The sequence below is a fragment of the Streptomyces sp. NPDC101118 genome (assembly GCF_044759445.1).
In the GTDB taxonomy this organism is placed as follows: Bacteria; Actinomycetota; Actinomycetes; order Streptomycetales; family Streptomycetaceae; genus Streptomyces.
In genome coordinates this window covers 81,852-108,401 of record NZ_JBIVZG010000018.1, presented here as the reverse complement: position 1 = coordinate 108,401, position 26,550 = coordinate 81,852, and the positions used below count along the sequence as shown (strand labels likewise).

Genomic DNA, 26,550 nt, shown 5'->3' with positions numbered 1-26,550 from the left:
CCGGTGCGCTCACTTGGCCGCCTCCACCTCGGGCTGGGGGTCCTTCTCGTGCACGTCGGACATGGTGTGCCGGACGGCCGGGTTCACGATCTCGGTGAGCGGCTTCGGGTAGACGCCCAGGAAGATCAGGAGGGCGATCAGCGGTGCCACGACGAGCAGTTCGCGCACGCGCAGGTCCGGCATGGACCGGACCTCCTCCTTGACCGGTCCGGTCATCGTCCGCTGGTAGAGCACCAGCGTGTAGAGCGCGGCCAGCACGATGCCGACCGTGGCGATGACACCGACCACGGGGTACCGGGCGAAGGTGCCGACCAGTACCAGGAACTCGCTGACGAACGGCGCGAGGCCGGGCAGCGAGAGGGTGGCCAGGCCGCCGATCAGGAACGTGCCGGCGAGCACCGGGGCCACCTTCTGCACACCTCCGTAGTCGGCGATGAGGCGGGAGCCGCGGCGCGAGATCAGGAAGCCGGCCACCAGCATCAGCGCCGCCGTCGACAGGCCGTGGTTGACCATGTAGAGGGTGGCGCCGGACTGGCCCTGGGAGGTCATCGCGAAGATGCCCAGGATGATGAAGCCGAAGTGCGAGATCGACGCGTAGGCGACCAGCCGCTTGATGTCCCGCTGGCCCACCGCGAGCAGCGCGCCGTAGACGATGCTGATCAGGGCGAGCACCAGGACCACCGGGGTGGCCCACTTGCTGGCCTCCGGGAAGAGGCCGAGGCAGAAGCGGAGCATCGCGAACGTGCCGACCTTGTCGACCACCGCGGTGATCAGGACGGCGACCGGGGCGGTGGCCTCGCCCATGGCGTTGGGCAGCCAGGTGTGCAGCGGCCACAGCGGGGCCTTCACCGCGAAGGCGAAGAAGAAGCCGAGGAACAGCAGCCGCTCGGTGTTGGCCGCCATGTCGATCTTGCCCGCGGCGCGCAGGTCGGCGATCTCCGTGAGGGAGAAGGTGCCGGTGACCACGTAGAGGCCGATCACCGCGGCCAGCATGATCAGGCCGCCGACCAGGTTGTAGAGCAGGAACTTGACCGCCGCGTACGAGCGCTGGGCGGCCGCGTTCTCGTCGGAGCCGCTGTGTGCCCGGTCCCCGAAGCCGCCGATGAGGAAGTACATCGGGATCAGCATGGCTTCGAAGAAGATGTAGAAGAGGAAGACGTCGGTGGCCTCGAAGGAGATGATCACCATCGCCTCGACCATGAGGATCAGGGCGAAGAAGCCCTGGGTCGGCCGCCACCGGCTCGACTTCGTCTCCAGCGGGTCGGCGTCGTGCCAGCCGGCCGCGATCACGAACGGGATCAGCAGCGCGGTGAGCGCGATCAGCGCCACCCCGATGCCGTCGACGCCCAGTTGGTAGCTCACCCCGAAGTCCGGGATCCACTCGTGGGACTCGGTGAGCTGGTAGCGCGCGCCGCCCGGCTCGAAGCGGACCGCGACGAGCCCGGCCAGGACGAGCGTCGCCAGCGAGAAGAGCAGCGCGAGCCACTTGGCGGCGGTCCTGCGGGCGGCCGGTACGGCCGCCGTGAGGATCGCGCCGGCCGCGGGGAGCGCGGCCGTCGCCGTCAGAAGCGGGAAACTCATTTCACACCGCCCTCATCAGCAGGGTCGCGGCGATGAGTACCGCCGTTCCCCCGAACATCGAGACCGCGTAGGAGCGGGCGTAGCCGTTCTGGAGCCTGCGCAGCCGGCCCGAGAGCCCGCCGACCGAGGCGGCCGTACCGTTGACGACCCCGTCGACCAGGCTGTGGTCGACGTACACCAGCGAGCGGGTGAGGTGCTCGCCGCCGCGGACCAGGACCACGTGGTTGAAGTCGTCCTGGAACAGGTCGCGGCGGGCGGCGCGGGTCAGCAGCGAGCCGCGCGGGGCGGTCACCGGGACCGGCTTGCGGCCGTACATGGCCCAGGCGATCGCCACGCCGACGACGAGCATGGCCGTGGCGGCCAGGCTCACCGTCAGGGCGCTGACCGGCGGGTGGCCGTGCTCGTGCCCGGTGACGGGCTCCAGCCAGTTCACGAACCGGTCGCCGACGGCGAAGAAGGCGCCGGCGAAGACCGACCCGAAGGCCAGCACGATCATCGGGAGCGTCATGGACCTGGGCGACTCGTGCGGGTGGGGCAGCTCGCCGGCGTGGTGCTCGGCGGCCGGCTCCGCGCTCGGCACGGCGTCCGCGTCGGGCGCCGGCTGCCAGCGCTTCTCGCCGAAGAAGGTCATCAGCATCACGCGGGTCATGTAGAACGCGGTGATGCCGGCGCCCAGCAGCGCCACCCCGCCGAGGATCCAGCCCTCGGTGCCGCCCTTGGCGAAGGCGGCCTCGATGATCCCGTCCTTGGAGAAGAAGCCGGACAGGCCGGGGAAGCCGATGATCGCGAGGTAGCCGAGGCCGAAGGTGACGAAGGTGACCGGCATGTACTTCCGCAGGGCACCGTACTTGCGCATGTCGACCTCGTCGTTCATCCCGTGCATCACGGAACCGGCGCCGAGGAAGAGACCGGCCTTGAAGAAGCCGTGCGTCACCAGGTGCATGATCGCGAAGGCGTAGCCGACGGGGCCGAGGCCCGCGGCCAGCACCATGTAGCCGATCTGCGACATGGTCGAGCCGGCCAGGGCCTTCTTGATGTCGTCCTTCGCGCAACCGACGACCGCACCGAAGAGGAGCGTGACCGCGCCGACCACGGCGGTGACCAGCTGTGCGTCGGGCGCGCCGTTGAAGATCGCGCCCGAACGGACGATGAGGTAGACGCCCGCGGTCACCATGGTCGCGGCGTGGATGAGGGCGGAGACCGGGGTCGGGCCCTCCATCGCGTCGCCGAGCCAGGACTGCAGCGGGACCTGGGCGGACTTGCCGCAGGCCGCCAGCAGCAGCATCAGGCCGATGGCCGTCAGCGTGCCCTCGCTCGTCTCGCCCACCGAACCCAGCACCGGCTTGAAGGCGAAGGTGCCGAAGGTGGTGAACATGATCATGATGGCGATGGACAGGCCCATGTCGCCGACCCGGTTGACCAGGAAGGCCTTCTTGGCGGCGGTCGCCGCGCTGGGCTTGTGCTGCCAGAAGCCGATGAGCAGGTACGAGGCGAGGCCGACGCCCTCCCACCCGACGTACAGCAGCAGGTAGTTGTCGGCGAGCACCAGCAGGAGCATCGCCGCGAGGAAGAGGTTGAGGTAGCCGAAGAAGCGGCGGCGGCGCTCGTCGTGCTCCATGTAGCCGATGGAGTAGACGTGGATGAGCGTGCCGACCCCGCTGATCAGCAGGACGAAGGTCATCGACAGCTGGTCGAGCTGGAAGGCGACGTCCGCCTGGAAGCCCTCGACGGGGATCCAGCGGTACAGGAACTGGGTCAGGGTGCGGTCGTCCGCCTCCCGGCCCAGCATGTCCGCGAACAGCACCGCGCCGATGACGAAGGACACGCCCGCCAGCAGGGTGCCCAGCCAGTGGCCGGTCCGGTCGAGGCGCCGGCCGCCGCAGAGCAGCACCGCCGCTCCGAGCAGGGGCGCCGCGACCAGCAGCGCAATCAGGTTCTCCACAGCGACCCCTTACAGCTTCATCAGGCTGGCGTCGTCGACCGAGGCCGAGTGGCGGGTACGGAAGAGCGACACGATGATCGCCAGGCCGACCACGACCTCCGCGGCGGCGACGACCATCGTGAAGAACGCGATGATCTGGCCGTCGAGGTTGCCGTGCATCCGCGAGAAGGCGACGAACGCGAGGTTGCAGGCGTTGAGCATCAGCTCCACGCACATGAACAGCACGATCGCGTTCCGCCGGATCAGCACCCCGGCCGCGCCGATGGTGAAGAGCAGGGCGGCGAGGTAGAGGTAGTTGACGGGGTTCACTTGGACGCCTCCTCACGGCCCGACCGGGGGCCGGGCGTGATGCCGGACTCCCGGCCCAGCCGGTCGGCCGCCCGCTGCTCCAGCGCCTTCAGGTCCTCCAGGGCCTCCGTGGAGACGTCCCGGATCTGGCCGCGGGCGCGCAGGGTCTGGCTGACGGTCAGTTCGGACGGGGTGCCGTCCGGCAGCAGACCGGCGATGTCCACCGCGTTGTGCCGGGCGTACACGCCGGGCGCCGGCAGCGGCGGGACCTGCGTGCCCTCGCGTACGCGGCGCTCGGCCAGCTCCCGCTGGGTGGCGGCCCGCTCGGTGCGCTCCCGGTGGGTGAGGACCATCGCGCCGACGGCCGCCGTGATCAGCAGCGCGCCGGTGATCTCGAAGGCGAAGACGTACTTGGTGAAGATCAGCTCCGCCAGGGCCTCCACGTGCCCGCCGGAGTTGACCCGGCCCAGACCGTTGAAGGACTTCAGCGAGGCGTTGCCGATTCCCGCGATCAGCAGGATGCCGAAGCCGAGCCCGCAGGCGGCGGCGAGCCAGCGCTGGCCCTTGAGCGTCTCCTTCAGCGAGTCCGCCGCCGTGACACCGACGAGCATGACCACGAAGAGGAAGAGCATCATGATCGCGCCGGTGTAGACGATGACCTGTACGACGCCCAGGAAGTAGGCGCCGTTGGCGAGGTAGAACACCGCCAGGATGATCATCGTCCCGGCGAGCGACAGCGCGCTGTGCACGGCCTTCTTCATCAGTACGGTGGCCAGCGCGCCGATCACGGCGACGGTGCCCAGCACCCAGAACTGCACGGCCTCGCCGGTCGACGTCAGCGACTCGGCGGCCACCGTGAGCCCGGCGGCGGCGGTGGCGCTCATCGCCCGACCACCTTCTCGGAGGCGGGCTCCGACGGCCCGAAGTCGGAGGCGCCCTCCTGCGGGCCCTCCCCCTTCGACACGGCCGGCTGGCGCTCCGTACCCGGAGCCGCGCCCGTGACCAGACCGCGGTAGTAGTCCTGCTCGTCCGTGCCCGGGTACATCGCGTGCGGGGCCTCGACCATGTTCTCGGTCAGACCGGCGAGCAGCTGCTCCTTGGTGTAGATGAGCGACTCGCGGCTAGCGTCGGCCAGTTCGAACTCGTTCGTCATGGTCAGCGCCCGCGTGGGGCACGCCTCGACGCACAGCCCGCACAGGATGCAGCGGGCGTAGTTGATCTGGTAGACGCGGCCGTACCGCTCGCCCGGGGAGTAGCGCTCCTCCTCCGTGTTGTCCGCGCCCTCCACGTAGATCGCGTCGGCGGGACATGCCCAGGCGCACAGCTCGCACCCGATGCACTTCTCCAGACCGTCCGGGTGGCGGTTGAGCTGGTGCCGTCCGTGGAAGCGCGGAGCGGTGGTCTTCTGCTGCTCCGGGTACTGCTCGGTGAGCCGCTTCTTGAACATGGCCTTGAAGGTCACGCCGAAGCCGGCCACCGGGTTCTGCCACTTCTCCTCGGATTCAGGCATTCTCAGCACCCTCCTCTCGGTCACTGTCGGAGTTGGATCCGCCGCTGACGATCAGCTCGCGCTCGTGCCGGGGGCGGCGGCGCGGTACCGGCGGAAGCGTCTGCCCGGGCTTGGGCGGTACGGGGAACCCGCCCGCCATCGCGTCGAAGGGCTCCTCCGCCGCGGCCTTCCCGGCCGCGGCCGCCCCGGACTTCGCCTTGCGGTCGCGGAAGAGGTCGGCGACGAAGGACAGCAGGAGGATCGCGACGACCCCGCTGCCGACGTAGAGCACGATGTCGCCGAAGTCGTAGTTCTCGTTGCGCAGCGCGCGCACGCTGGCGACCAGCATCAGCCAGACCACCGAGACCGGGATCAGCACCTTCCAGCCGAGCTTCATCAGCTGGTCGTAGCGGACGCGGGGCAGCGTGCCGCGCAGCCAGATGAAGAAGAACAGCAGCAGCTGGACCTTGATCACGAACCAGAGCAGCGGCCACCAGCCGTGGTTGGCGCCCTCCCAGAAGGAACTGATCGGGTACGGGGCCCGCCAGCCACCCAGGAACAGGGTGACCGACACCGCCGAGACGGTGACCATGTTGACGTACTCGGCCAGCATGAACAGCGCGAACTTGATCGAGCTGTACTCGGTGTTGAAGCCGCCGACCAGGTCGCCCTCGGACTCCGGCATGTCGAAGGGGGCGCGGTTCGTCTCGCCGACCATCGTGACGACGTAGATGATGAAGGACACCGGCAGCAGCACGATGTACCAGCGGTCCGCCTGCGCCTCGACGATCGCCGAGGTCGACATCGACCCCGAGTAGAGGAAGACCGAGGCGAAGGCCGCGCCCATCGCGATCTCGTACGAGATCATCTGCGCGCACGAGCGGAGACCGCCGAGCAGCGGGTACGTCGACCCGGAGGACCAGCCCGCCAGCACGATGCCGTAGATGCCGACCGAGGCCACCGCGAGGACGTACAGCATCGCGATCGGCAGGTCGGTCAGCTGCATGGTGGTGCGCTGGCCGAAGATGGACACCTCGTTGCCGGCCGGGCCGAAGGGGATCACCGCGATGGCCATGAAGGCCGGGATCGCCGCGATGATCGGGGCCAGGACGTAGACCACCTTGTCGGCCCGCTTGACGATGACGTCTTCCTTCAGCATCAGCTTGACGCCGTCGGCGAGCGACTGGAGCAGGCCCCAGGGACCGTGCCGGTTGGGGCCGATGCGCAGCTGCATCCAGGCGACGACCTTGCGCTCCCACACGATGGAGAAGAGCACGGTCACCATCAGGAAGGCGAAGCAGAACACCGCCTTGAGGGCGACCAGCCACCAGGGGTCGGTGCCGAAGAGGGAGAGGTCCTCGGCCGCGAGGACGTGCGGCTGCGCCGCGAACTGGGCGAGGTGTGTCACGCTCGCACCTCCCGTGCGGGGGCCGGGACCGTGCCCGGCCGGAGGACGTGGTTACGGGACTCCCGGGGCCACCGGCCCCGGGCTCCGAGGGGGACGGCGGGGGCCGTGCCGGCCGAGGGGGCGGAGGTGCTGCGGGCCCCTGCGGACGACGGAGCGGAAGCGTTCACGCTCGGACCTCCGGCGTCGTGTCGCTGACCTCGGCCGCCGGGAGCGACGGGCCGATGCGGACCAGGTCGCCCGGCGCGGCACCGGTGTCCGAGAGGACTCCGCGGCCGGCCGAGTTCAGCGGGAGCCAGACCACGCGGTCCGGCATCTCGGTGACCAGCAGGGGCAGTTCGACGGTCCCGGCCGGGCCGGTGACGGACAGCAGGTCGCCGTCCTTCACCCCGGTCTCGGCCGCCGTGGCCGCCGAGAGGCGGGCGTTCGCCGCGTGCCGGGTGCCGGCCAGCGCCTCGTCGCCCTCCTGGAGCCGGCCGAGGTCCAGCAGCAGCCGGTGGCCCGCCAGGACCGCCTCGCCGGCCGCCGGACGCGGCAGCGGCCTGGGATCCGTGGACTGCTCGGCCGCCCGCTCGCCGGACCAGGTGCCGAGCCGGGTCAGCTCCCGGCGGGCCGCGGTGACGTCGGCCAGCCCGAGCCCGTACCCGGCCTCGTCGGCCAGCATGTGCAGCACCCGGGCGTCGCCCGGGGCCAGCCGGCGGGTCATCTGGTCCGGCTTCAGCGCGGCCTCGAACGGCCGCAGCCTGCCCTCCCAGTTGAGGAAGGCGCCCGCCTTCTCGGCCACCGCTGCCACCGGGAAGACCACGTCGGCCCGCTCGGTCACCTCGCTCGGCCGCAGCTCCAGCGAGACCACGAACGCCTCGGCCAGCGCCTCCCGGGCCCGCGCCGGGTCCGGCAGGTCCGCCACCTCGACGCCCGCGACCAGCAGCGCGCCCAGCTCACCGGTGGCCGCCGCCTCCAGGATCTGGCCGGTGTCCCGGCCGTACCGGTGCGGCAGCTCCTCCAGGCCCCAGACCGCCGCGACCTCGTCGCGCGCCCGCGGGTCGGTGGCCGGCCGCGCGCCCGGCAGCAGCGACGGCAGGGCACCGGCCTCGACCGCGCCCCGCTCGCCGGCCCGGCGCGGGATCCACACCAGCTCGGCGCCGGTCGCGGCGGCCGCCCGTACCGCGGCGGTCAGCCCGCCCGGCACGGCCGCGAGCCGCTCGCCGACCACGATCACCGAGCCCGCCGCGCGCAGCGCCTCGGCCGCCGCGCCGCCGTCCTCCTCCAGGCCGGTACGGGAGGCCAGCGCGGCCAGCCACTCCGGCTCGGTGCCCGGCGCGGCCGGCAGCAGCGTGCCGCCCGCCTTGGCCAGGCCGCGGGTCGCGAACGGCGCCAGCGCGAAGGTCCGCTGCTTGCGCTTGCGCCAGGCCTTGCGCAGCCGCAGGAAGACGCCCGGCGCCTCCTCCTCGGACTCGATGCCCACCAGCAGCACCGCCGGGGCCTGCTCCAGCGCGGTGTACGTGACCCCCGTGCCGGACAGGTCCCGGCCGCGGCCCGCGACGGTGGCGGCCAGGAAGTCCGCCTCCTCCGCCGAGTGCACGCGCGCCCGGAAGTCGATGTCGTTGGTGTCGAGCACGACCCGCGCGAACTTGGCGTACGCGTAGGAGTCCTCGACCGTCAGCCGCCCGCCGGTGAGCACACCGGCCCGGCCCCGCGCGGCCGCCAGCCCGCGCGCGGCGGCCTCCAGCGCCTCGGGCCAGCTCGCCTCGCGCAGCACGCCCGCCCCGTCGCGCACCAGGGGCGTGGTCAGCCGGTCCGGACGCTGCGCGTACCGGAAGCCGAACCGCCCCTTGTCGCACACCCACTCCTCGTTGACCTCCGGGTCCTCGGCGGCCAGCCGGCGCAGGACCTTGCCGCGCCGGTGGTCGGTGCGGGTGGCGCAGCCGCCGGCGCAGTGCTCGCACACGCTCGGCGAGGAGACCAGGTCGAAGGGGCGGGAGCGGAACCGGTACGCGGCCGAGGTCAGCGCGCCCACCGGGCAGATCTGGATGGTGTTGCCGGAGAAGTACGACTCGAACGGGTCGCCCTCGCCCGTGCCGACCTGCTGGAGCGCGCCGCGCTCGACCAGCTCGATCATCGGGTCGCCGGCGACCTGGTTCGAGAACCGGGTGCACCGCGCGCACAGCACGCACCGCTCGCGGTCGAGCAGCACCTGCGTGGAGATCGGCACCGGCTTCTCGTAGGTCCGCTTCCGGCCCTCGAAGCGCGACTCGGCGTTGCCGTGGGACATCGCCTGGTTCTGCAGGGGGCACTCGCCGCCCTTGTCGCAGACCGGGCAGTCCAGCGGGTGGTTGATCAGCAGCAGCTCCATCACGCCGCGCTGCGCCTTGTCGGCGACGGGCGAGGTGAGCTGGGTCTTGACCACCATGCCGTCGGTGCAGGTGATGGTGCAGGAGGCCATCGGCTTGCGCTGGCCCTCCACCTCGACGATGCACTGGCGGCAGGCGCCGGCCGGGTCGAGCAGCGGGTGGTCGCAGAACCGCGGGATCTCGACGCCGATCTGCTCGGCGGCGCGGATCACGAGGGTGCCCTTGGGGACCGACAGCCGGACGCCGTCGATGGTCAGCGACACCAGGTCCTCGGGGGGCACCGCCGGTCCGCCGCCGGCCGGGGCGTTGCTGGTCACGGTCATGCGGTCACCTCCGTGTCGGCCCAGAGGGTCGACTTCGCCGGGTCGAAGGGGCAGCCCTTGCCCGTGATGTGCTGCTCGTACTCCGCGCGGAAGTACTTGAGCGAGGAGAAGATGGGGCTGGCGGCGCCGTCGCCCAGCGCGCAGAAGGACTTGCCGTTGATGTTGTCGGCGATGTCGTTCAGCTTGTCGAGGTCGGACATCACGCCCTTGCCGGCCTCGATGTCGCGGAGCAACTGCACCAGCCAGTACGTGCCTTCGCGGCAGGGCGTGCACTTGCCGCAGGACTCGTGGGCGTAGAACTCGGTCCACCGGGTGACGGCCCGCACCACGCAGGTGGTCTCGTCGAAGCACTGGAGCGCCTTGGTGCCGAGCATCGAGCCGGCTGCGCCCACGCCCTCGTAGTCGAGCGGGACGTCGAGGTGCTCGTCCGTGAACATCGGGGTGGAGGAGCCGCCGGGCGTCCAGAACTTCAGCCGGTGGCCGGGCCGCATGCCGCCGCTCATGTCGAGCAGCTGGCGCAGGGTGATGCCGAGGGGCGCCTCGAACTGGCCCGGGTTGGCCACGTGCCCGCTGAGCGAGTACAGCGTGAAGCCGGGGGACTTCTCGGTGCCCATCGACTTGAACCAGTCCTTGCCGCGGTTCAGGATCGCGGGAACCGAGGCGATGGACTCGACGTTGTTCACCACGGTGGGGCAGGCGTAGAGGCCCTCGACCGCGGGGAAGGGAGGACGCAGCCTGGGCTGGCCACGACGCCCTTCGAGCGAGTCGAGCAGCGCGGTCTCCTCGCCGCAGATGTACGCACCGGCGCCCGCGTGCACCGTGAGTTCGAGGTTCAGGCCGCTGCCGAGGACGTTCTCGCCCAGGTAGCCGGCCTCGTAGGCCTCGCGCACCGCCTCGTGCAGCCGGCGCAGGACGGGGACGACCTCGCCGCGCAGGTAGATGAAGGCGTGCTCGGAGCGGATCGCGTAGCAGGCGATCACGATGCCCTCGATGAGCGAGTGCGGGTTGGCGAAGAGCAGCGGGATGTCCTTGCAGGTGCCCGGCTCGGACTCGTCCGCGTTCACCACCAGGTAGTGCGGCTTGCCGTCGCCCTGCGGGATGAACTGCCACTTCATGCCGGTGGGGAAGCCGGCGCCGCCGCGGCCGCGCAGACCGGAGTCCTTGACGTACGCGATCAGGTCGTCGGGCGACATCGCGAGGGCCTTGCGCAGCCCCTCGTACCCGTCGTGCCGCCGGTAGGTCTCCAGCGTCCAGGAGCGGGGGTCGTCCCAGAAGGCGGAGAGCACCGGGGCGAGCAGCTTGTCCGGGCTGGTCCCGCCCCCGGCCTCCGGCTGGGAGGTGTCGCCCTGGCTTCCCTGGGTGGACACGGTCATCACTCCCCTCCCTCGGTCGTGGTCTCGCCGCGCGGGTGGACGATCGGCGTGTGCGGGGTCTCGCCGCGGGCGATCCGCAGACCGACCAGGGAGGCGGGGCCGGCACCGCCGGTCGCCTCGACCGCGCCCTCGCGCTCGTCGGGGAAGCCGGCCAGGATCCGGGCGGTCTCCTTGTACGTGCAGAGCGGCGCGCCCCGGGTCGGCTCGACGGGGCGCCCGGCGCGCAGGTCGTCGACCAGGGCCTTGGCGGACTCGGGGGTCTGGTTGTCGAAGAACTCCCAGTTGACCATCACGACGGGCGCGAAGTCGCAGGCCGCGTTGCACTCGATGTGCTCCAGCGTGACCTTGCCGTCCTCGGTGGTCTCGTTGTTGCCGACGCCGAGGTGGCTCTTGAGCTCGTCGAAGATCGCGTCGCCCCCCATGACCGCGCACAGGGTGTTCGTGCAGACGCCGACCTGGTACTCGCCCGAGGGCTTGCGCCGGTACATCGTGTAGAAGGTGGCGACCGCGGTGACCTCGGCGGTGGTCAGGCCCAGCACCTCGGCGCAGAACCGGATGCCGGTGCGCGTGACGTGGCCCTCCTCCGACTGCACCAGGTGCAGCAGCGGCAGCAGCGCGGAGCGGCTGCCGGGGTAGCGGGCGATGACCTCCCGGGCGTCCGCTTCCAGCCGGGCGCGGACCTCGGCGGGGTAGTCGGGTGCCGGGAGCTGCGGCATGCCGAGCGAAACGTCTGTCATCGGTCGACGCCTCCCATCACGGGGTCGATGGAGGCGACGGCGACGATGACGTCGGCGACCTGGCCGCCCTCGCACATCGCTGCCATGGCCTGCAGGTTGGTGAAGGACGGGTCGCGGAAGTGGACCCGGTAGGGGCGGGTGCCGCCGTCGGAGACCACGTGCACGCCGAGCTCGCCCTTGGGGGACTCGACGGCGGCGTAGGCCTGGCCGGGCGGGACCCGGAAGCCCTCGGTCACCAGCTTGAAGTGGTGGATGAGGGCCTCCATGGAGGTGCCCATGATGTTCTTGATGTGGTCGAGCGAGTTGCCGAGGCCGTCGGGGCCCATGGCGAGCTGCGCGGGCCAGGCGATCTTCTTGTCGGCGACCATGACCGGGCCGGGCTCCAGGCGGTCGAGGCACTGCTCGACGATGCGCAGCGACTGGCGCATCTCCTCCAGCCGGACCAGGAACCGCCCGTAGGAGTCGCAGGTCTCGGTGGTCGGCACGTCGAACTCGTAGTTCTCGTAGCCGCAGTAGGGGTCGGTCTTGCGCAGGTCGTGCGGCAGGCCGGCGGAGCGCAGGATCGGACCGGTGGCGCCGAGCGCCATGCAGCCGGCCAGGTCGAGGTAGCCGACGTCCTGCATGCGGGCCTTGAAGATGGGGTTGCCGGTGGCGAGCTTGTCGTACTCCGGCAGGTTCTTCTTGAAGGTCTTCACGAAGTCGCGGAGCTGGTCGACGGCGCCCGGGGGCAGGTCCTGGGCGAGGCCGCCGGGGCGGACGAACGCGTGGTTCATGCGCAGGCCGGTGATCAGCTCGAAGATGTCGAGGATCAGCTCGCGGTCCCGGAAGCCGTAGATCATGATCGTCGTGGCGCCGAGCTCCATGCCGCCGGTGGCGATGCACACCAGGTGGGAGGAGATCCGGTTGAGCTCCATCAGCAGGACGCGGATGACGGAGGCGCGGTCCGGGACCTGGTCGGTGATGCCGAGGAGCTTCTCGACGCCGAGGCAGTACGCCGTCTCGTTGAAGAACGGCGTCAGGTAGTCCATGCGCGTCACGAACGTGGTGCCCTGCGTCCAGTTCCGGAACTCGAGGTTCTTCTCGATGCCGGTGTGCAGGTAACCGATTCCGCAGCGGGCCTCGGTGACGGTCTCGCCCTCGATCTCCAGGATCAGGCGGAGCACGCCGTGGGTGGAGGGGTGCTGCGGTCCCATGTTGACGACGATGCGCTCGTCGTCGGCCCTGGCCGCGGACTGGACGATCTCGTCCCAGTCCCCGCCGGTGACCGTGTAGACGGTGCCCTCGGTGGTCTCGCGGGACGCAGAGTGGTTGGCGGTAGACATCAGCTGTACGACCTCCGCTGGTCCGGAGCCGGGATCTGGGCGCCCTTGTACTCGACGGCGATGCCGCCGAGGGGGTAGTCCTTGCGCTGCGGGAAGCCCTGCCAGTCGTCCGGCATCATGATCCGGGTGAGGGCCGGGTGGCCGTCGAAGACGAGCCCGAAGAAGTCGTAGGCCTCGCGCTCGTGCCAGTCGTTGGTCGGGTAGACCGCGACGAGCGAGGGGACGTGCGGGTCGGCGTCGGGGGCCGAGACCTCCAGCCGGAGCAGCCGGCCGTGGGTGAGCGAGCGCAGGTGGTAGACGGCGTGCAGCTCGCGTCCCTTGTCGTGCGGGTAGTGGACGCCGGAGACGCCCGTACACAGCTCGAAGCGCAGCGCGGGGTCGTCCCGCAGGGTGCGGGCGACCTGGACGAGGTGCTCGCGCGCGATGTGGAAGGTCAGCTCGCCGCGGTCCACGACGGTCTTCTCGATGGCGTTGTCCGGGAGCAGGTCCTGCTCCTCCAGGGCGCCCTCGAGTTCGTCGGCCACCTCGTCGAACCAGCCGCCGTAAGGGCGGGTGGCCGGGCCGGGCAGCCGTACGGACCGCACGAGCCCGCCGTAGCCGGTGGTGTCGCCGCCGTTGCGGGCGCCGAACATCCCGTGCTGGACGCGGATCTCCTCGCCGTGGTCGCCGCGCTGACCGGGCAGGTTCTGCGCGGAGATGTCCTTGTCGGGATTGGGTTCGCGGGTCTCGCTCACCGGAGCAGCCCCTTCATCTCGATGGTGGGGAGCGCCTTGAGGGCCGCCTCCTCCGCCTCGCGGGCCGCTTCCTCGCGGTTCACACCGAGCTTGGAAGTCTGGATCTTCTGGTGGAGCTTGAGGATGGCGTCCATCAGCATCTCGGGCCGGGGCGGACAGCCGGGCAGGTAGATGTCGACCGGGACGATGTGGTCGACGCCCTGGACGATCGCGTAGTTGTTGAACATGCCGCCGGACGAGGCGCAGACGCCCATGGAGATGACCCACTTCGGGGCCGGCATCTGGTCGTAGACCTGGCGCAGCACCGGCGCCATCTTCTGGCTCACCCGGCCGGCCACGATCATCAGGTCGGCCTGGCGCGGGGAGCCGCGGAAGACCTCCATGCCGAAGCGGGCGAGGTCGTAGCGGCCCGCACCCGTGGTCATCATCTCGATGGCGCAGCAGGCCAGGCCGAAGGTCGCCGGGAAGACGGAGGCCTTGCGCACCCAGCCGGCGGCCTGCTCGACGGTGGTCAGCAGGAAGCCGCTCGGCAGCTTCTCTTCGAGTCCCATGTGTGTGCCCCTCAGTCCCATTCCAGGCCGCCGCGCCGCCACACGTAGGCGTAGGCGACGAAGACGGTGAGCACGAAGAGCAGCATCTCCACGAGCCCGAAGATCCCCAGGGCGTCGAAGGTGACCGCCCAGGGGTAGAGGAAGACGATCTCGATGTCGAAGACGATGAAGAGCATCGCCGTCAGGTAGTACTTGATGGGGAAGCGGCCGCCGCCCGCCGGCGTGGGGGTGGGCTCGATGCCGCACTCGTACGCTTCCAGCTTCGCCCGGTTGTACCGCTTGGGGCCGATTAGCGTGGCCATGACCACGGAGAAGATCGCAAACCCTGCCCCGAGGGCGCCGAGCACGAGGATGGGCGCGTAGGCATTCACGCTCCTCGCTCCTTCCAGTCGTCCTTGACCGTTGGACCGCACGCCGGCCGGAGAGCCCTCCCAGCGGTGCTGGGCGAGTCCCGCCTCGCGAAGATCGTGTACATGTGAGGCAGTTCACAAGCCGGACTGCCCCGCATCCTATGCCTGCTCCTCTGTGATCTGCGACACGGGGTACGAGACCGAGTTTGTGATCTCCACCACCTGACGAACGATCATGAAGTCGGATGAGCGGTGATCTTCATACGTGAAGCACCGAAGTGATCACCAAAGGTGACATCCGAGGTCGTTACCGCAGGTAGGAAGTGGGTCGCACTATCAAATGATGGCCACTGCAAGCAAATTGGCGAGCCAGGGGCCCGGGTGATATAGGAATCCGCTTCCCCCGGTCGGGGGAAGGCCCGCGTACGCGAGTGGACACGTGCATCCGTTCACGAGCCCGGGGCGTGACGTCCCTGTGACCTGCGCCACGCCCGATTCGCGGCAGCGAAAGGGGGCTTGGCCATCCGTCCGGGGTGATGGTAGGCGTCGGGGCAATTCGGGCGTATTACTGAAAACCCATGATCACAGGCTTGCGAGGGGGCGTCCGATTCGTCCGTTACGGCGTCAATAAGCCGCGCGGCGCGCCCGATTCGCGCGTTTCGCTCTCAACTGTGGCGGAGACCACGTTTCTTGAAGGGAACCGCGAACGGCTGATAGCGGTTGTCTTCATGTCCATCACCGCTCACATACCCAGCCACCGGAAGCCCCGCCGCAGCGCCTCGAAGCTCGCGGTCCGCGCCGGAGTTGCCGGTGGCGTCCTCAGCACCCTGGCGATGGCCGGATCCGCGAGCGCGGCGTCCCAGGCCGAGCCCGTGACCGAGACCCTGGAGATGCCGGTCCTCAACCTGGACCTGGCCGCCGACGTCTCCTCCGCGGTCACCAAGTCGGCCGACGCCACCCGCGCGGCCGCCCTCGACAGCGAGCTCAACGCCCAGGAGCTGGCCGCCGAGAAGAGCGCCGCCGCCACCGCCAAGAAGGCCAAGGCCGAGGCGCGCGCGGAGGCCGAGGCCGAGCAGGAGGCCGAGCGCCGCGCCGCCGCCGAGCGCGCCTCCCGCACCGCCACGCGCACCACCCTGTCCGGTTCCTCGGACGAGGGCGGCGCGGCGAAGTCCGCCGGCACCGCCAAGCGCTCCACCGCGACCGGTTCGGCCGCCGCGATCGTGAACTTCGCCCTGGCCCAGGTCGGCAAGGCCTACGTCATGGGCGCCACCGGCTCCTCCGCGTACGACTGCTCCGGCCTGGTCCAGGCCGCGTACCGGCAGGCCGGCATCACCCTGCCGCGCACCTCGCAGTCGCAGTCCACGTACGGCACCCAGGTCTCGCTGAGCAACCTCCAGGCCGGCGACATCGTCTACTGGGGCGGCGCGGGCAGCGCGTACCACGTGGCCATCTACGTCGGCGGCGGCAAGTTCGTCGGCGCGCAGAACCCCAGCACGGGCGTCGTCGAGCGGTCGCTCGACTGGGACCGCCCGTCCGGCGCGGTGCGCGTCCTCTGACGCACGCGTCCACGGCACGGCGAAGGGCCGGTACTCCCCCGCTCGGGGGTGGAGTACCGGCCCTTCGTCCTGTCGCGGCGGCCCGGTGCGCGGCCGCCGCCCCGCGTCCGGCCGCGGCCCCGCGTCCGGCCGCGGCTCGTCAGGACAGCGTGGCCGCCAGCCTGAAGCGCTCCTCCCGCTGGCGCTTGTAGAGCGCGAGCGTCTCGGCGTGCTCCTCGACCAGCCGCCGCTGGTACGCCGCCTCGGCCGCGGCCCAGACGCCCACCAGGTTCACCTCGCGCTTGCAGGCCACGTCCGCCACCGCGGCGCGCACCGCCCGGGGACCGCCCCGGTCCGCGGCGAGCCCCAGCTTCTGCGTGACCTCGTACGGGCTCCCGATGCCCGGATAGCCCGCCCGGCCCATGCAGGCCGACCACTTCGCCAGCACCGCCCGCACCCGCGAGTCCTGCTGGGCGCGGGTGTGTGCCTCCGAGGTCAGCCCGAACGCGTACAGCAGGTCGACGCTCTCCTTGGCGGGGGCGTAGAGCCTGCGGTAGCTCTCCCGCTGGCAGCCGCCCGGCGGCACGCGCTGTCCGCCGACCGCGAGACCGCTGTCGGCCCGCTCCGCCTCCTCCTGGGTCCGCGGGTCCGGTCCCGTCTGCCCCCGCCCGCCCGGCCGTTCGCCGTACATCACCGTGTGGGCGCTGTCGCCGAGCCGGGGCGCACGCGGCTTGGGCGGCTCGGGGCGGCCCGCGTCCTTGTCGTACCCGTGGATCGCCGCGTACCGGGGGTCGGCCAGCCCGAAGAGGTACTGGTGCCGGTCCGCCGCCCCGCCCGCGGTGGGCGCGCGCGTGGCGACGGGCGGCTGGTACGTGAACCCGAACCGGGCCATGCAGCGTGCGATGAGCCGGTCCTGGACCGCGTCCATCCGGCGGTTCTCCTCCGCGCTGTCCTGGTACGCGTCCAGGGGGAGGGCGATGGAGGCCGTGGCGGGATTGACGGCCACGGTGCCGAGTTCCGGCTCCGGGACGGCCCTTTCCCCACGGTCGCCGGAATGGGAGCAGCCGGTCAGCGCGACGGCCGCGAGGGCGACGAGGGCGGCGGCGAAGAACCTGCTCACGAGAAGGAGAAGTTCGAGGAGCTGATCTTGTTCTTGAAAGTGAGGGACGCGTCGCCGCCGTATCCCTTCGGGATGTAGCCGAGGCTCCCGTCGTAGTACACGTCCGTCCACACCTGCCAGGTCACGACGTCGCGGTTCCGGTAGGACTCCGTATTGTCGTTGGCGGTCGTGCCGTATCCGTAGCAGCCGGAAGGCCCGCGGAATTTGTTGTCGGTGAAATTGTTGTCCGAGCCGGAGAGGTCGAATACGCAGCCGGTGCCTCCCGTGCTGTAGTACAGGCCGAACTCCTCCACCTCCAGGTAGCCGTCCTTCGCGTACGCCGACGCGGGCGCGGCGGTGGACAGCACCGCGGCGCCCAGGGCCACGGCCGTGACGGAAGCGGAAGCGAGTCTGCGAAGTGTCCGGTTCATCGCGCATTCCTCACCGTTGGGGGTTTTTGGGGCGGCAGCAGAGCACTGCCGACCCGGGATTAAAGGGCGGCGGGACGGCGGGGCACAAGGACACCTTCCGGGTTGGCCGATAGTCATCTGTGTTGGCTCCGGAGCCGCTCATAGGGTGCACGTTCATGCGAAGCACCCCCATGCGGCTGCGTATTGTCGCCCCCTTTCTGCTTATGTCCCTTTCGCTCGCCGCGTGCACCGGCGAAAAGGAGCCGGACGAGAGCGACAGCCCGCCGCCGTCGGCCGAGGAGATCGCATACCACGACTGTCTGAAAGAGCAGGGCGTGAAGATCTGGCACACGGATTACGGTGCTCCGCGCGTGGACAAAACCCAGCCGATGGAGAAGGTCCTCGCGGCCCAGGAGGCCTGCAAGGACAAACTCCCGCCCGGTCCGAAGCCGTCGCCGGCCTCGTCCGCACGGATGGCCGAGGCCCGCGAAGAGACGGCGTGCATGCGCCGCGAGGGCGTCGCCTGGTACCCCGATCCCGACCCGGTCACCGGGGAGTTCGACGACCGCGGACTCACGCGCGACCAGCTGCGCAGCCTGAAGACGGAGCACGCGGAGAAGATGCAGCTCTGCGTGAAGGGGCTCGGGCGGGGATGAGCGCGCTCGCACGGGGGCGGCGCGTGGTCTACGGGGTCGCCGCCGGGGCCGCCCTGATGACGGCCGGCGGGCTGCTGAGCACCGCCTTCGTGAAGTCCCCGGCCCAGCTCGCCGCGGAGACCGGGCCGCCCGCCCAGGGGGTGCTGACCGCGGAGGTCGAACGCCGGGTGCTGGCCGAGACGGTGGTGATGCGCGGCACCGTGGTCGCCGGCCAGAGCGTGGCCGTCGCCCCGCAGGGCGAGGGGCGGCCGGTGGTCACCCGCCTGCCCTTCGCCGCCGGGGCGCCGGTGACCGCCGGGCGGGTGGTGGCCGAGGTCTCTGGCCGGCCGGTGGTCGCGCTGCGGGGAGCGCTGCCGGTGTACCGGGACCTGCGGCCCGGCGCCACGGGGGACGACGTGGCCCAGCTCCAGGCCGCCCTGCGCGAGCTGGGCCACCCCACCGGACGCGATCCGCGGGGCCACTTCGGCCCGGGCACGAAGGACGCCCTCGCCGCCCTGTACCGCGACCTGGGCTACCCCCCGCTCCCGGCCGTCCCCGACGGGGCCGACCGCGTACGCTCCGCCCGCACGGCCCTCCGCGAGGCGGCCTGGGCCCTGGAAGACGCGGAAGCGGAGGCGGTCGCGGCGAAGCGGGGTGCCGCGGTACCGCCCGGCGGGACGGACGGGGTGCGGGCCCCGTCTCCCACCGCGGCCCGCCTCGGCGCCGTACGGCACGGCCGGGGCGTGGCGGAGACCGGTGGCCGCGCCGCCGGTGAGCCGTACCCGGGCAAGGCGCTCGCGTGCGCGGCGCTGAGACTCGCGGCGGCGGTCGTCGGGGGCACGGAGGGCGCCGCGTACCCCGGCGCCGGACGACCTGACGGCGAGACGCGCGCGGGCATCCGCCCCGACTCCCTCGGGCAGCCGGAGGGCGACGGATCTGCGGGTGAGGGCCGCGTCGACGGAGGCGGCGGCGACGGAGGCGGCGGCGCCGGAGCCGGGGTGCCGGCCGCGGGGAGAGCCGTACCGGCACCGCGGGGGGCCGGCGGGGGTGCGGGCGCGCCGACGGGGGCGCGGGACCTCGCGGCGACCGGGACCCCGGGCAGCGGGACCCCGGGCACCGGGACGCGCGCACCGGCACGGCCGGAGGCCGATGACCGGGCCGCCGGGCAGCCGTACCCGCGCGAGGCGCCCGCGGGGACGGCGGCCCGGGCATTCGGCACCCCCTCGCCCGGGCTCTCGGCTCCGGGAGGCCACCTTCCGCCCCGTGGCACCCCGGGGAGGGAGGAGATGCCGGCCACGGCGCAGGGCGAGCCCGCCGCCGCGCCCACACCGGCACCCAAGCCGGGGGCCACCCCGCCCCCGGGCAGCACCCTGCCCGGGAGGGAACTGGCGCGGGCGCGGGTCGCGCTGGCCGAGGCGCGCGCCGAACTCGCCGCCGCCGAGGCCGCCGACGGGCCGATGCTGCCCGCAGCCGAGGTGGTGTTCCTGCGGGCCTTCCCCGCCCGGGTCAGCGGCGTCGGGGCGACCGTCGGCGCCCCCGTCACCGGCACCCTGCTCACCCTCACCGCCGGCGAACTCCTCGTCGAGGCCTACCTCAAGGACGACAAGCACCGGCTCCTGCGCCCCGGCCTCCCCGTACTGGTCTCCTCCGAGCTGACCGGCACCGAGGTGCCCGGCAAGGTCACGCTCGTCGCCGCCGACCGCTCCACCGGCACGCCCCCGGGCGCCCAGGCCCCCGTCGGGGAGGGCCAGCTCCCGGCGCCCGCGGTCGACCTCGGCTACCGGATGCTGGTCCGCCCCGACCGCCCGCTGCCCGCCGCCCTCACCGGCCAGGACGTACGGCTGACCGTCGAGGCCGCCACCACCGGCGGCCCGGCGCTGGTCGTCCCCGTCACCGCCGTGTCCTCGGGCGCGGACGGCCTCACGTCGGTCACGACCGTCAACCGCGCCGGCACCCGGCACCGCATCGAGGTGCGCACGGGCACCACCGGCGACGGGTACGTGGAGATCGAGCCCGTCGCCCCGGCCACCCTGCAGCCCGGCGCCCAGGTCATCACCGGCACGGCCGCGCCGGGCGCAGGCGCAGGCGCAGGCACGGGCACGGGCACGGGCACGGGCACGGGCGCGGGCACGGGCACGGACGCGGGAGCCCCGCCCTCATGACCGCCACCCCCGACCCCGCCCCGCCGCCCGTGATCGAGTTCCGCGGCGTCGCCCTGACCTACCCCGGGCCGCCGCCCGTGGAGGCGCTCAAGGAGTGCGACCTCACCGTGGACCGCGGCGAGTTCGTGGCCGTCGTCGGCCCCTCCGGCTCCGGGAAGTCCACGTTCCTCAACGTCGCCGGGCTGCTCGACACCCCCACCCGCGGCCGCTACCTCCTCGACGGCATCGACACCGCCGCCCTCCCCGACCGCTCCCGCACGGCCCTGCGCGGCCGCCGCATCGGCTTCGTCTTCCAGTCCTTCCACCTGCTCCCCCACCGCACCGCCCTGGAGAACACCGCCCTCGCCATGCTCTACACCTCCGTACCCCGCGCCGAGCGCCTGGCCCGCGCGGCGGAGGCCCTCTCGCGCGTCGGCCTCTCGCCCCGCGCCGACGCCACCCCCGGGCACCTCTCCGGCGGCGAGCGCCAGCGCGTCGCCATCGCCCGCGCCCTGGCCGGCCGCCCCTCCCTGCTGCTGTGCGACGAGCCCACCGGCAACCTGGACTCGGAGAACGCCGCCTCCGTCCTGGCGCTGCTGGACGAGCTCCACGCGACCGGACTCACCCTGCTGGTCATCACCCACGACCGGGAGGTGGCCGCCCGCGCCGGGCGCACCCTCACCATCCGCGACGGCCAGGTCCACACGTGAGCCCCGAACCCAGCCCCGGCCCCGTGCCCCGCACCCGCCTCTCGCCCCGCGACACCCTCTCCGAGGCCCTCGCCGGCATCCTGCGCCGCCCCGGCCGCGCCGCACTCACCGCCCTCGGCACCGTCCTCGGCGTCGGCAGCTTCGTCGCCGTGCTCGGCCTGACCGCCACCCTCTCGGCACGCATCGACGGCCGCTTCAACTCCCTCACCGCCACCGAGGTGACCGTCGAGGACGTCGCCGCCCGCCAGGACGAGTTCGCCGGCCCGGGCTTCCCCGCCGACGCCGAGCGCCGCCTCGCGCGGCTGGCCGGCATCCGCGACGCCGGCGTCTGGTGGCCCGTACGGCCGGACGCCTCCCCCGGCGACGCACCCGTGCTGGCCGTGTCGCCCGGCGCGCTGCGGGCCACCGTCCCGCGGCTGCGCGAGGGCCGCCTGTACGACGAGTTCGCCGAGCGCACCCGGCAGCGCGTGGCCGTCATCGGCCCCGGCGTCGCGGACCGGCTCGGCATCGGCACCCTCTCGACGCGCCCCGCCATCCGGATCGACGGCGAGCCGTTCGTGGTGGCCGGCGTCCTGGCCGACGTACGGCGGCAGCCCGACACCCTGCTCGCCGTGCAGGTGCCCCGCTCGACCGCGGAGGAGCTGTGGGGGCCGCCCGCACCCGGCGCGGCCCGCATGCTCATCGCCACCGAACTCGGCGCGGCGCGGCAGGTCGCCCGGCTGGCCCCGACCGCCCTGCGGCCCGACCACCCCGAGCACCTCAGGGCCGTGCCGCCGCCGGACCCCCGGCTGCTGCGGTCGAGCGTGACCTCGGACCTCGGCTCGCTCTTCCTGCTGCTCGCCGGCGTCTGCCTGGTGATCGGCGCGGTCGGCATCGCCAACACCACGCTCGTCGCGGTCCTGGAACGCACCCCGGAGATCGGGCTGCGGCGCGCGCTGGGCGCCCGGGGCCGGCACGTCGCCGCCCAGTTCCTCACCGAGTCCGCCGCCCTCGGCGCGCTCGGGGGCCTGGCGGGCACGTCCCTGGGCGTCCTCACGGTGGTCGCCGTCGCCGTCGTACGCGAGTGGACGCCGGTCCTGCACCTCGGCACGGTCGCCGCCGCGCCCCTGGCCGGCCTGGCCACCGGCCTCCTGGCCGGCCTCTACCCCGCCGCCCGGGCCGCCCGCATCACCCCCGCGGAAGCACTCCGCCGCTGACCGCGCCCGAGGACGGGACGATCAGCGGCGGATGCGCGAGGGGCAGGGGCCGGGATCAGGCCTTCGGGGCCACCTTGCTCAGGCCGTTGATGATGCGGTCCGCCGCGTCGCCGCCCGTCGGGTCGGTCAGGTTGGCCAGCATCTTCAGCGTGAAGCGCATCAGCATCGGGTGGGTCAGACCGCGCTGGGCGGCGATCTTCATGACCTTCGGGTTGCCGATCAGCTTCACGAAGGCGCGGCCCAGCGTGTAGTAGCCGCCGTAGGTCTCCTTGAGCACCTTCGGGTAGTTGTGCAGCGCCAGCTCGCGCTGGGCCGGCGTGGCCCGCGCGTGCGCCTGCACGATCACGTCGGCCGCGATCTGGCCGGACTCCATGGCGTAGGCGATGCCCTCGCCGTTGAACGGGTTGACCAGGCCGCCCGCGTCGCCCACCAGCAGCAGGCCCTTGGTGTAGTGCGGCTGCCGGTTGAAGGCCATCGGCAGCGCCGCGCCCCGGATCGGGTGCGTCATGTTCTCCGGCGTGTAGCCCCAGTCCTCGGGCATCGAGGCGCACCAGGCCTTGAGCACCTCCCGCCAGTCCAGCTCGCGGAAGGCGGAGGAGGAGTTGAGGATGCCGAGGCCCACGTTGGACGTGCCGTCGCCCATGCCGAAGATCCAGCCGTAGCCGGGCAGCAGCCGGTCCTGCGGGCCGCGCCGGTCCCACAGCTCCAGCCAGGACTCCAGGTAGTCGTCGTCGTGCCGGGGCGAGTTGAAGTACGTGCGCACGGCCACGCCCATCGGCCGGTCCTCGCGCCGGTGCAGGCCCATCGCCAGGGAGAGGCGGGAGGAGTTGCCGTCCGCGGCCACGACCAGCGGGGCGTGGAAGGTGACCGCCGTCTTCTCCTCGCCGAGCTTGGCGTGCACGCCCGTGATGTGCCCGGTCCGCGCGTCCCGGATCGGCTCGCCCACGTTGCAGCGCTCGTACAGCCGCGCGCCGGCCTTCTGCGCCTGCCGGGCCAGCTGCTCGTCGAAGTCGTCGCGCTTGCGGACGAGTCCGTAGTCGGGGAACGAGGCCAGCTCGGGCCAGTCCAGCTCCAGCCGCACCCCGCCGCCGATGATGCGCAGGCCCTTGTTGCGCAGCCAGCCGGCCTCTTCCGAGATGTCGATGCCCATGGCCACGAGCTGCTTGGTGGCGCGCGGGGTGAGCCCGTCGCCGCAGACCTTCTCGCGCGGGAAGGCCGTCTTCTCCAGCAGCAGGACGTCGAGTCCGGCCTTGGCCAGGTAGTAGGCGGTGGTCGAGCCGGCGGGTCCGGCTCCGACGACGATCACATCAGCGGTGTGCTCGGAGAGGGGCTCGGTCACTGCGTGATCTCCCGGAGGCTCGAAATTTCTGCGTGCCGAAGGCACGGGACATGGGCAGTCTATGCAGCGAACCGCGATCGACACCGAGAAGGGCCGACCATGACCAAGCTGCTCCCCGCCGTCCAGCTGCGCGTGCCGACCGAGGAGGACGCGTACGCCTGGCACCGCGTGTTCGCCGATCCGGAGGTCATGGAGTTCCAGGGCGGGGCCCCGGCCGAGCTGTCGGTGTACGAGGAGCTGACCGCGCGGCAGCGCATGCACGACGCCCAGCTGGGCTTCTGTTTCTGGACCATGCTCGACGCGGCGGGCGAGGTCATCGGCTTCACCGGTGCCCAGCCCTGGCCCCGGGACTGGGGCCCGGTGGGCCGCATAGAGATCGGCTGGCGGCTGGCCCGCCCGTACTGGGGCAGGGGCTACGTCACCGCGGCGGCGCTGGAGACCCTCGACCGGGTGCGCGCGGCGGGCGTACCGGAGGTGGTGGCGATGGTGGACGCGGCCAACACCCGCTCGATCGCGGTCGCGCGCAGACTCGGGATGGAGCTGGCGGAGACCTTCCCACTGGGCACCCAGGGCCGCCAGGGCCACCGCTTCACGCTGGCGCTCTGAGTTCCCGGACCCCGAAGGCCCCCGGAACTCAGAAGACGGAGAGTCCGGTCAGGGTCGTGAAGCGGTCGAGGGCGGCCACACCGGCGACGGAGTTGCCGCGCTCGTCCAGGCCCGGGCTCCACACGCACAGCGTGCACTGCCCGGGCACCACGGCGACGATCCCGCCGCCGACCCCGCTCTTGCCGGGCAGCCCCACCCGGTACGCGAACTCGCCCGCCGCGTCGTACGTGCCACAGGTCAGCATCACCGCGTTGACCTGCTTGGCCTCGCTGCGGGTCAGCAGCCGGGAGCCGTCGGCGAGCAGCCCGTGGCGGGCCAGGAAGCGGGCGGCGAGGGCCAGGTCGGCGCAGCTGGTCTCGATGGAGCACTGCCAGAAGTAGTGGTCGAGCAGGGCCGGCACGGGGTTGGCGATGTTGCCGTAGCTGGCCATGAAGTGGGCCAGGGCCGCGTTGCGGTCGCCGTGCTCGGACTCCGACCCGGCGACCTCCGCGTTGAAGGCCAGCTCCGGGTTGCCGCTCTCGCGCCGCAGGAACTCCAGGAGTTCGCTGCTCGCGTCGCCGGTCCAGGTCTGCAGCCGGTCGGTGACGACGAGGGCGCCCGCGTTGATGAACGGGTTGCGCGGGATGCCGTTCTCGTACTCCAGCTGCACCAGGGAGTTGAAGGGGTTGCCGGACGGCTCCCGGCCGACGTGCTCCCACACGCTGTCGCCGCCGTGCGCGAGGACCAGGGCGAGGGTGAAGACCTTGGTGATGGACTGCGCGGAGAACGGCGTGCGCCAGTCCCCCACCCCGTACACGTTCCCGTCGAGGTCGGCCATGGCCATGCCGAAGCTCGACGGGTCGACGCCGGCGAGCGCGGGGATGTACGCGGCGGGCTCGCCGCTGCCGATCAGCGGGGCGACGTCGCGGGCGATCTCCTCCAGCACGCCCTGGTAGTCCACGGTCACGTACCCGGGGCTACTCGGCGGGCTTGACGCCGCGGTGCAGGGCCACGATGCCGCCGGTCAGGTTCCGCCAGGCCACGGAGGACCAGCCGGCCTTCTGCAGCAGCTGTGCCAGCGCGGGCTGGTCCGGCCACTCGCGGATGGACTCGGCGAGGTAGACGTACGCGTCGGGGTTGCTGGAGACGGCCCGGGCCACCGGGGGCAGGGCGCGCATCAGGTACTCGGTGTAGACGGTGCGGAAGGGGGCCCAGGTCGGCTGCGAGAACTCGCAGATGACGACCTTGCCGCCGGGCTTGGTCACCCGGTACAGCTCGCGCAGCGCGCCCTCGGTGTCCTGCACGTTGCGCAGCCCGAAGGAGATCGTGACGGTGTCGAAGACCTCGTCCTTGAAGGGGAGCTTCGTCGCGTCGCCCGCGGTCAGGGGCAGGTGGGGGTGGCGCTTCTTGCCCTCGCTGAGCATGCCGAGGGAGAAGTCGCACGGGACGACGTACGCGCCGGTGGCGGCGAAGGGCAGCGAGGAGGTGGCGGTGCCGGCGGCCAGGTCGAGCACCTTCTGCGCGGGGCGCGCGTCGACGGCCTTGGCCACCTCCTTGCGCCAGAGGCGGGCCTGGCCGAGGGAGAGCACGTCGTTGGTGATGTCGTAGTTCGCCGCCACGCCGTCGAACATGGAGGCGACTTCGTGCGGCTGCTTGTCCAGGGATGCGCGGGTCACTGGCGTTCTGCCTCGCTCGGTTCGGTACGGGTCGGCTTGCGCCGCCCATTCTGGCAGCCGAACCCCGTGCGGCGCGTAGCGGGGCCGCCCCGCCCCGACGCCGGGTACGGGGCCGTGCCGGCGCGGTGCGGGTGCGGTGCCGTGCCGTGCCGGTGCCCTTGCCGGTGCTGGTGCCGGTGCCGGTGCCATGCCCGTGCCGGTGCGGTGCCGGTGCGGTGCCGTGCGCGTGCCGCTGCGGTGCCCGTGCCGTGTCGGCGCGGTGCCATGCCGTGCCGTGCCGTGCCGGTGCGGTGCCATGCCGTGCCGTGCCGTGCCGGTGCGGTGCCATGCCGTGCCGTGCCGTGCCGGTGCGGTGCCGTGCCCGTGCGGTGCGGTGCCGGGTGCGGGTCGTTGCCCTGCGGGGCTGTCCCCTACCCGCCCTTCCACCCTTCCTCCCCCAGCTACCGCTGGGAGGTGCCCCCAGGGCTTCGCCCAGACCCTTTCGGGGGCTCCGCCCCCGTACCCCCGCTCCTCAAGCGCCGGAGGGGCTGTATATGCCTGCGGCGCTGGGATACGGCTGCGGCGCCCGAGGGTGCCTGCGGCGCGGGATGTGCCGGCGGGGGCTGGGTTCGCGCAGCGAAATCCAGCCTCGCCGGCGTTTGAGGCGCGGGGGCCGGGGCGCCGGCGGGGGCTGGGAACGCGCAGCGAAATCCCGCCCCGCCGGCGTTTGAGGCGCGAGGGCCGGGGCGCCGGCGGGGGCTGGGAACGCGCAGCCAAATCCAGCCCCGCCAGCGTTTGA

General features: G+C 72.3%; 24 protein-coding genes. 6 read left to right on the top strand and 18 right to left on the bottom strand.

Annotated elements, in window-relative coordinates; translation table 11 throughout:
• Nucleotides 1–9: 9 nt before the first annotated feature.
• The 13 genes from ACIQUQ_RS26220 to ACIQUQ_RS26160 all read right to left on the bottom strand — a co-directional run bounded on the left by ACIQUQ_RS26220 (nucleotide 10) and on the right by ACIQUQ_RS26160 (nucleotide 14,467).
• Nucleotides 10–1,581 carry an NADH-quinone oxidoreductase subunit M gene (locus tag ACIQUQ_RS26220; protein ID WP_403980331.1) on the bottom strand — a complete coding sequence of 524 codons (1,572 nt, stop codon included), beginning with the start codon at nucleotides 1,579–1,581 and terminating at the stop codon, nucleotides 10–12.
• 1 nt (nucleotide 1,582) lies between these two features.
• On the bottom strand, nucleotides 1,583–3,523 hold the full coding sequence (gene nuoL, locus ACIQUQ_RS26215) for an NADH-quinone oxidoreductase subunit L (RefSeq protein ID WP_403980328.1): 1,941 nt from the start codon (nucleotides 3,521–3,523) through the stop codon (nucleotides 1,583–1,585).
• A 9-nt stretch (nucleotides 3,524–3,532) separates the two neighbouring features.
• Entirely contained in the window at nucleotides 3,533–3,832 is a 300-nt protein-coding gene (gene nuoK / locus ACIQUQ_RS26210; RefSeq protein WP_045946785.1) for an NADH-quinone oxidoreductase subunit NuoK, read from the bottom strand.
• The gene (locus ACIQUQ_RS26205) at nucleotides 3,829–4,695 is read right to left on the bottom strand and encodes an NADH-quinone oxidoreductase subunit J (RefSeq protein WP_403980325.1); all 867 of its coding nucleotides are present in this window, start codon (nucleotides 4,693–4,695) and stop codon (nucleotides 3,829–3,831) included. The genes nuoK and ACIQUQ_RS26205 overlap by 4 nt, the downstream gene beginning before the upstream one ends.
• On the bottom strand, nucleotides 4,692–5,321 hold the full coding sequence (nuoI, locus tag ACIQUQ_RS26200) for an NADH-quinone oxidoreductase subunit NuoI (protein WP_403663632.1): 630 nt from the start codon (nucleotides 5,319–5,321) through the stop codon (nucleotides 4,692–4,694). Before nuoI ends, ACIQUQ_RS26205 begins: the two co-directional genes overlap by 4 nt.
• Nucleotides 5,314–6,708 carry an NADH-quinone oxidoreductase subunit NuoH gene (gene nuoH / locus ACIQUQ_RS26195; RefSeq protein ID WP_399945860.1) on the bottom strand — a complete coding sequence of 465 codons (1,395 nt, stop codon included), beginning with the start codon at nucleotides 6,706–6,708 and terminating at the stop codon, nucleotides 5,314–5,316. Before nuoH ends, nuoI begins: the two co-directional genes overlap by 8 nt.
• 163 nt (nucleotides 6,709–6,871) lie before the next feature.
• Nucleotides 6,872–9,379 (bottom strand): NADH-quinone oxidoreductase subunit G, encoded by a 2,508-nt coding sequence (locus ACIQUQ_RS26190; protein ID WP_403980322.1) that lies wholly within the window; start codon nucleotides 9,377–9,379, stop codon nucleotides 6,872–6,874.
• Nucleotides 9,376–10,752, bottom strand: a complete 1,377-nt coding sequence (nuoF, locus tag ACIQUQ_RS26185; protein WP_399945855.1) for an NADH-quinone oxidoreductase subunit NuoF — start codon at nucleotides 10,750–10,752, stop codon at nucleotides 9,376–9,378. Before nuoF ends, ACIQUQ_RS26190 begins: the two co-directional genes overlap by 4 nt.
• Nucleotides 10,752–11,489: an NADH-quinone oxidoreductase subunit NuoE gene (gene nuoE, locus ACIQUQ_RS26180; protein WP_403980320.1), complete on the bottom strand. Its 738-nt coding sequence runs from the start codon at nucleotides 11,487–11,489 to the stop codon at nucleotides 10,752–10,754. The genes nuoF and nuoE overlap by 1 nt, the downstream gene beginning before the upstream one ends.
• The gene (locus tag ACIQUQ_RS26175; RefSeq protein WP_403980318.1) at nucleotides 11,486–12,811 is read right to left on the bottom strand and encodes an NADH-quinone oxidoreductase subunit D; all 1,326 of its coding nucleotides are present in this window, start codon (nucleotides 12,809–12,811) and stop codon (nucleotides 11,486–11,488) included. The genes nuoE and ACIQUQ_RS26175 overlap by 4 nt, the downstream gene beginning before the upstream one ends.
• Entirely contained in the window at nucleotides 12,811–13,545 is a 735-nt protein-coding gene (locus ACIQUQ_RS26170; RefSeq protein ID WP_399945847.1) for an NADH-quinone oxidoreductase subunit C, read from the bottom strand. Before ACIQUQ_RS26170 ends, ACIQUQ_RS26175 begins: the two co-directional genes overlap by 1 nt.
• Nucleotides 13,542–14,096, bottom strand: coding sequence for an NADH-quinone oxidoreductase subunit B family protein (locus ACIQUQ_RS26165; protein ID WP_365105674.1), 555 nt, complete (start codon nucleotides 14,094–14,096; stop codon nucleotides 13,542–13,544). The genes ACIQUQ_RS26170 and ACIQUQ_RS26165 overlap by 4 nt, the downstream gene beginning before the upstream one ends.
• A gap of 11 nt (nucleotides 14,097–14,107) precedes the next feature.
• Nucleotides 14,108–14,467: an NADH-quinone oxidoreductase subunit A gene (locus tag ACIQUQ_RS26160; RefSeq protein WP_003992243.1), complete on the bottom strand. Its 360-nt coding sequence runs from the start codon at nucleotides 14,465–14,467 to the stop codon at nucleotides 14,108–14,110.
• A 707-nt stretch (nucleotides 14,468–15,174) separates the two neighbouring features.
• Between ACIQUQ_RS26160 and ACIQUQ_RS26155 the strand changes: the two genes are divergently transcribed.
• Nucleotides 15,175–16,002, top strand: a complete 828-nt coding sequence (locus tag ACIQUQ_RS26155) for a C40 family peptidase (RefSeq protein WP_403980316.1) — start codon at nucleotides 15,175–15,177, stop codon at nucleotides 16,000–16,002.
• A gap of 139 nt (nucleotides 16,003–16,141) precedes the next feature.
• Here ACIQUQ_RS26155 and ACIQUQ_RS26150 read toward each other — a convergent pair whose 3' ends face one another.
• Together ACIQUQ_RS26150 and ACIQUQ_RS26145 are read right to left on the bottom strand one after the other, a co-directional pair.
• A complete protein-coding gene (locus ACIQUQ_RS26150) occupies nucleotides 16,142–17,101 on the bottom strand; it encodes a hypothetical protein (RefSeq protein WP_403980313.1) in 960 nt (319 codons plus the stop codon).
• Nucleotides 17,098–17,511 (bottom strand): peptidase inhibitor family I36 protein, encoded by a 414-nt coding sequence (locus tag ACIQUQ_RS26145; protein WP_403980311.1) that lies wholly within the window; start codon nucleotides 17,509–17,511, stop codon nucleotides 17,098–17,100. Before ACIQUQ_RS26145 ends, ACIQUQ_RS26150 begins: the two co-directional genes overlap by 4 nt.
• A 155-nt stretch (nucleotides 17,512–17,666) precedes the next feature.
• On the opposite strand from ACIQUQ_RS26145, the gene ACIQUQ_RS26140 reads away from it, so the two are divergent.
• From ACIQUQ_RS26140 to ACIQUQ_RS26125, 4 genes are read left to right on the top strand one after another with little or no spacing between them, the layout of a single operon-like run.
• The gene (locus tag ACIQUQ_RS26140; RefSeq protein ID WP_403980309.1) at nucleotides 17,667–18,146 is read left to right on the top strand and encodes a hypothetical protein; all 480 of its coding nucleotides are present in this window, start codon (nucleotides 17,667–17,669) and stop codon (nucleotides 18,144–18,146) included.
• Nucleotides 18,143–20,287 carry a peptidoglycan-binding protein gene (locus tag ACIQUQ_RS26135; RefSeq protein WP_403980307.1) on the top strand — a complete coding sequence of 715 codons (2,145 nt, stop codon included), beginning with the start codon at nucleotides 18,143–18,145 and terminating at the stop codon, nucleotides 20,285–20,287. Before ACIQUQ_RS26140 ends, ACIQUQ_RS26135 begins: the two co-directional genes overlap by 4 nt.
• Entirely contained in the window at nucleotides 20,284–20,976 is a 693-nt protein-coding gene (locus ACIQUQ_RS26130; RefSeq protein WP_403980305.1) for an ABC transporter ATP-binding protein, read from the top strand. The genes ACIQUQ_RS26135 and ACIQUQ_RS26130 overlap by 4 nt, the downstream gene beginning before the upstream one ends.
• A complete protein-coding gene (locus ACIQUQ_RS26125) occupies nucleotides 20,973–22,172 on the top strand; it encodes an ABC transporter permease (protein WP_403980302.1) in 1,200 nt (399 codons plus the stop codon). The genes ACIQUQ_RS26130 and ACIQUQ_RS26125 overlap by 4 nt, the downstream gene beginning before the upstream one ends.
• A gap of 55 nt (nucleotides 22,173–22,227) precedes the next feature.
• On the opposite strand, the gene ACIQUQ_RS26120 is transcribed toward ACIQUQ_RS26125, so the two are convergent.
• Nucleotides 22,228–23,511 (bottom strand): geranylgeranyl reductase family protein, encoded by a 1,284-nt coding sequence (locus ACIQUQ_RS26120; RefSeq protein WP_403980300.1) that lies wholly within the window; start codon nucleotides 23,509–23,511, stop codon nucleotides 22,228–22,230.
• Between the two features lie 99 nt (nucleotides 23,512–23,610).
• Here ACIQUQ_RS26120 and ACIQUQ_RS26115 point away from each other — a divergent pair, with 99 nt between their 5' ends.
• Nucleotides 23,611–24,117 carry a GNAT family N-acetyltransferase gene (locus ACIQUQ_RS26115; protein WP_403980296.1) on the top strand — a complete coding sequence of 169 codons (507 nt, stop codon included), beginning with the start codon at nucleotides 23,611–23,613 and terminating at the stop codon, nucleotides 24,115–24,117.
• Between the two features lie 28 nt (nucleotides 24,118–24,145).
• On the opposite strand, the gene ACIQUQ_RS26110 is transcribed toward ACIQUQ_RS26115, so the two are convergent.
• Together ACIQUQ_RS26110 and ACIQUQ_RS26105 are read right to left on the bottom strand one after the other, a co-directional pair.
• Nucleotides 24,146–25,057, bottom strand: a complete 912-nt coding sequence (locus tag ACIQUQ_RS26110; RefSeq protein ID WP_403980491.1) for a glutaminase — start codon at nucleotides 25,055–25,057, stop codon at nucleotides 24,146–24,148.
• A gap of 16 nt (nucleotides 25,058–25,073) precedes the next feature.
• Nucleotides 25,074–25,772 (bottom strand): demethylmenaquinone methyltransferase, encoded by a 699-nt coding sequence (locus ACIQUQ_RS26105; RefSeq protein WP_403980294.1) that lies wholly within the window; start codon nucleotides 25,770–25,772, stop codon nucleotides 25,074–25,076.
• Nucleotides 25,773–26,550: the final 778 nt, after the last annotated feature.

What these genes read in the sequence shown, in the direction of transcription:
- ACIQUQ_RS26220 (WP_403980331.1), bottom strand. Translation starts at nt 1,581, where the DNA reads ATGAGTTTCCCGCTTCTGACGGCGACGGCCGCGCTCCCCGCGGCCGGC.
- ACIQUQ_RS26205 (WP_403980325.1), bottom strand. Translation starts at nt 4,695, where the DNA reads ATGAGCGCCACCGCCGCCGCCGGGCTCACGGTGGCCGCCGAGTCGCTG.
- nuoI (WP_403663632.1), bottom strand. Translation starts at nt 5,321, where the DNA reads ATGCCTGAATCCGAGGAGAAGTGGCAGAACCCGGTGGCCGGCTTCGGC.
- ACIQUQ_RS26190 (WP_403980322.1), bottom strand. Translation starts at nt 9,379, where the DNA reads ATGACCGTGACCAGCAACGCCCCGGCCGGCGGCGGACCGGCGGTGCCC.
- nuoF (WP_399945855.1), bottom strand. Translation starts at nt 10,752, where the DNA reads ATGACCGTGTCCACCCAGGGAAGCCAGGGCGACACCTCCCAGCCGGAG.
- nuoE (WP_403980320.1), bottom strand. Translation starts at nt 11,489, where the DNA reads ATGACAGACGTTTCGCTCGGCATGCCGCAGCTCCCGGCACCCGACTAC.
- ACIQUQ_RS26175 (WP_403980318.1), bottom strand. Translation starts at nt 12,811, where the DNA reads ATGTCTACCGCCAACCACTCTGCGTCCCGCGAGACCACCGAGGGCACC.
- ACIQUQ_RS26165 (WP_365105674.1), bottom strand. Translation starts at nt 14,096, where the DNA reads ATGGGACTCGAAGAGAAGCTGCCGAGCGGCTTCCTGCTGACCACCGTC.
- ACIQUQ_RS26155 (WP_403980316.1), top strand. Translation starts at nt 15,175, where the DNA reads ATGTCCATCACCGCTCACATACCCAGCCACCGGAAGCCCCGCCGCAGC.
- ACIQUQ_RS26145 (WP_403980311.1), bottom strand. Translation starts at nt 17,511, where the DNA reads ATGAACCGGACACTTCGCAGACTCGCTTCCGCTTCCGTCACGGCCGTG.
- ACIQUQ_RS26140 (WP_403980309.1), top strand. Translation starts at nt 17,667, where the DNA reads ATGCGAAGCACCCCCATGCGGCTGCGTATTGTCGCCCCCTTTCTGCTT.
- ACIQUQ_RS26135 (WP_403980307.1), top strand. Translation starts at nt 18,143, where the DNA reads ATGAGCGCGCTCGCACGGGGGCGGCGCGTGGTCTACGGGGTCGCCGCC.
- ACIQUQ_RS26130 (WP_403980305.1), top strand. Translation starts at nt 20,284, where the DNA reads ATGACCGCCACCCCCGACCCCGCCCCGCCGCCCGTGATCGAGTTCCGC.
- ACIQUQ_RS26115 (WP_403980296.1), top strand. Translation starts at nt 23,611, where the DNA reads ATGACCAAGCTGCTCCCCGCCGTCCAGCTGCGCGTGCCGACCGAGGAG.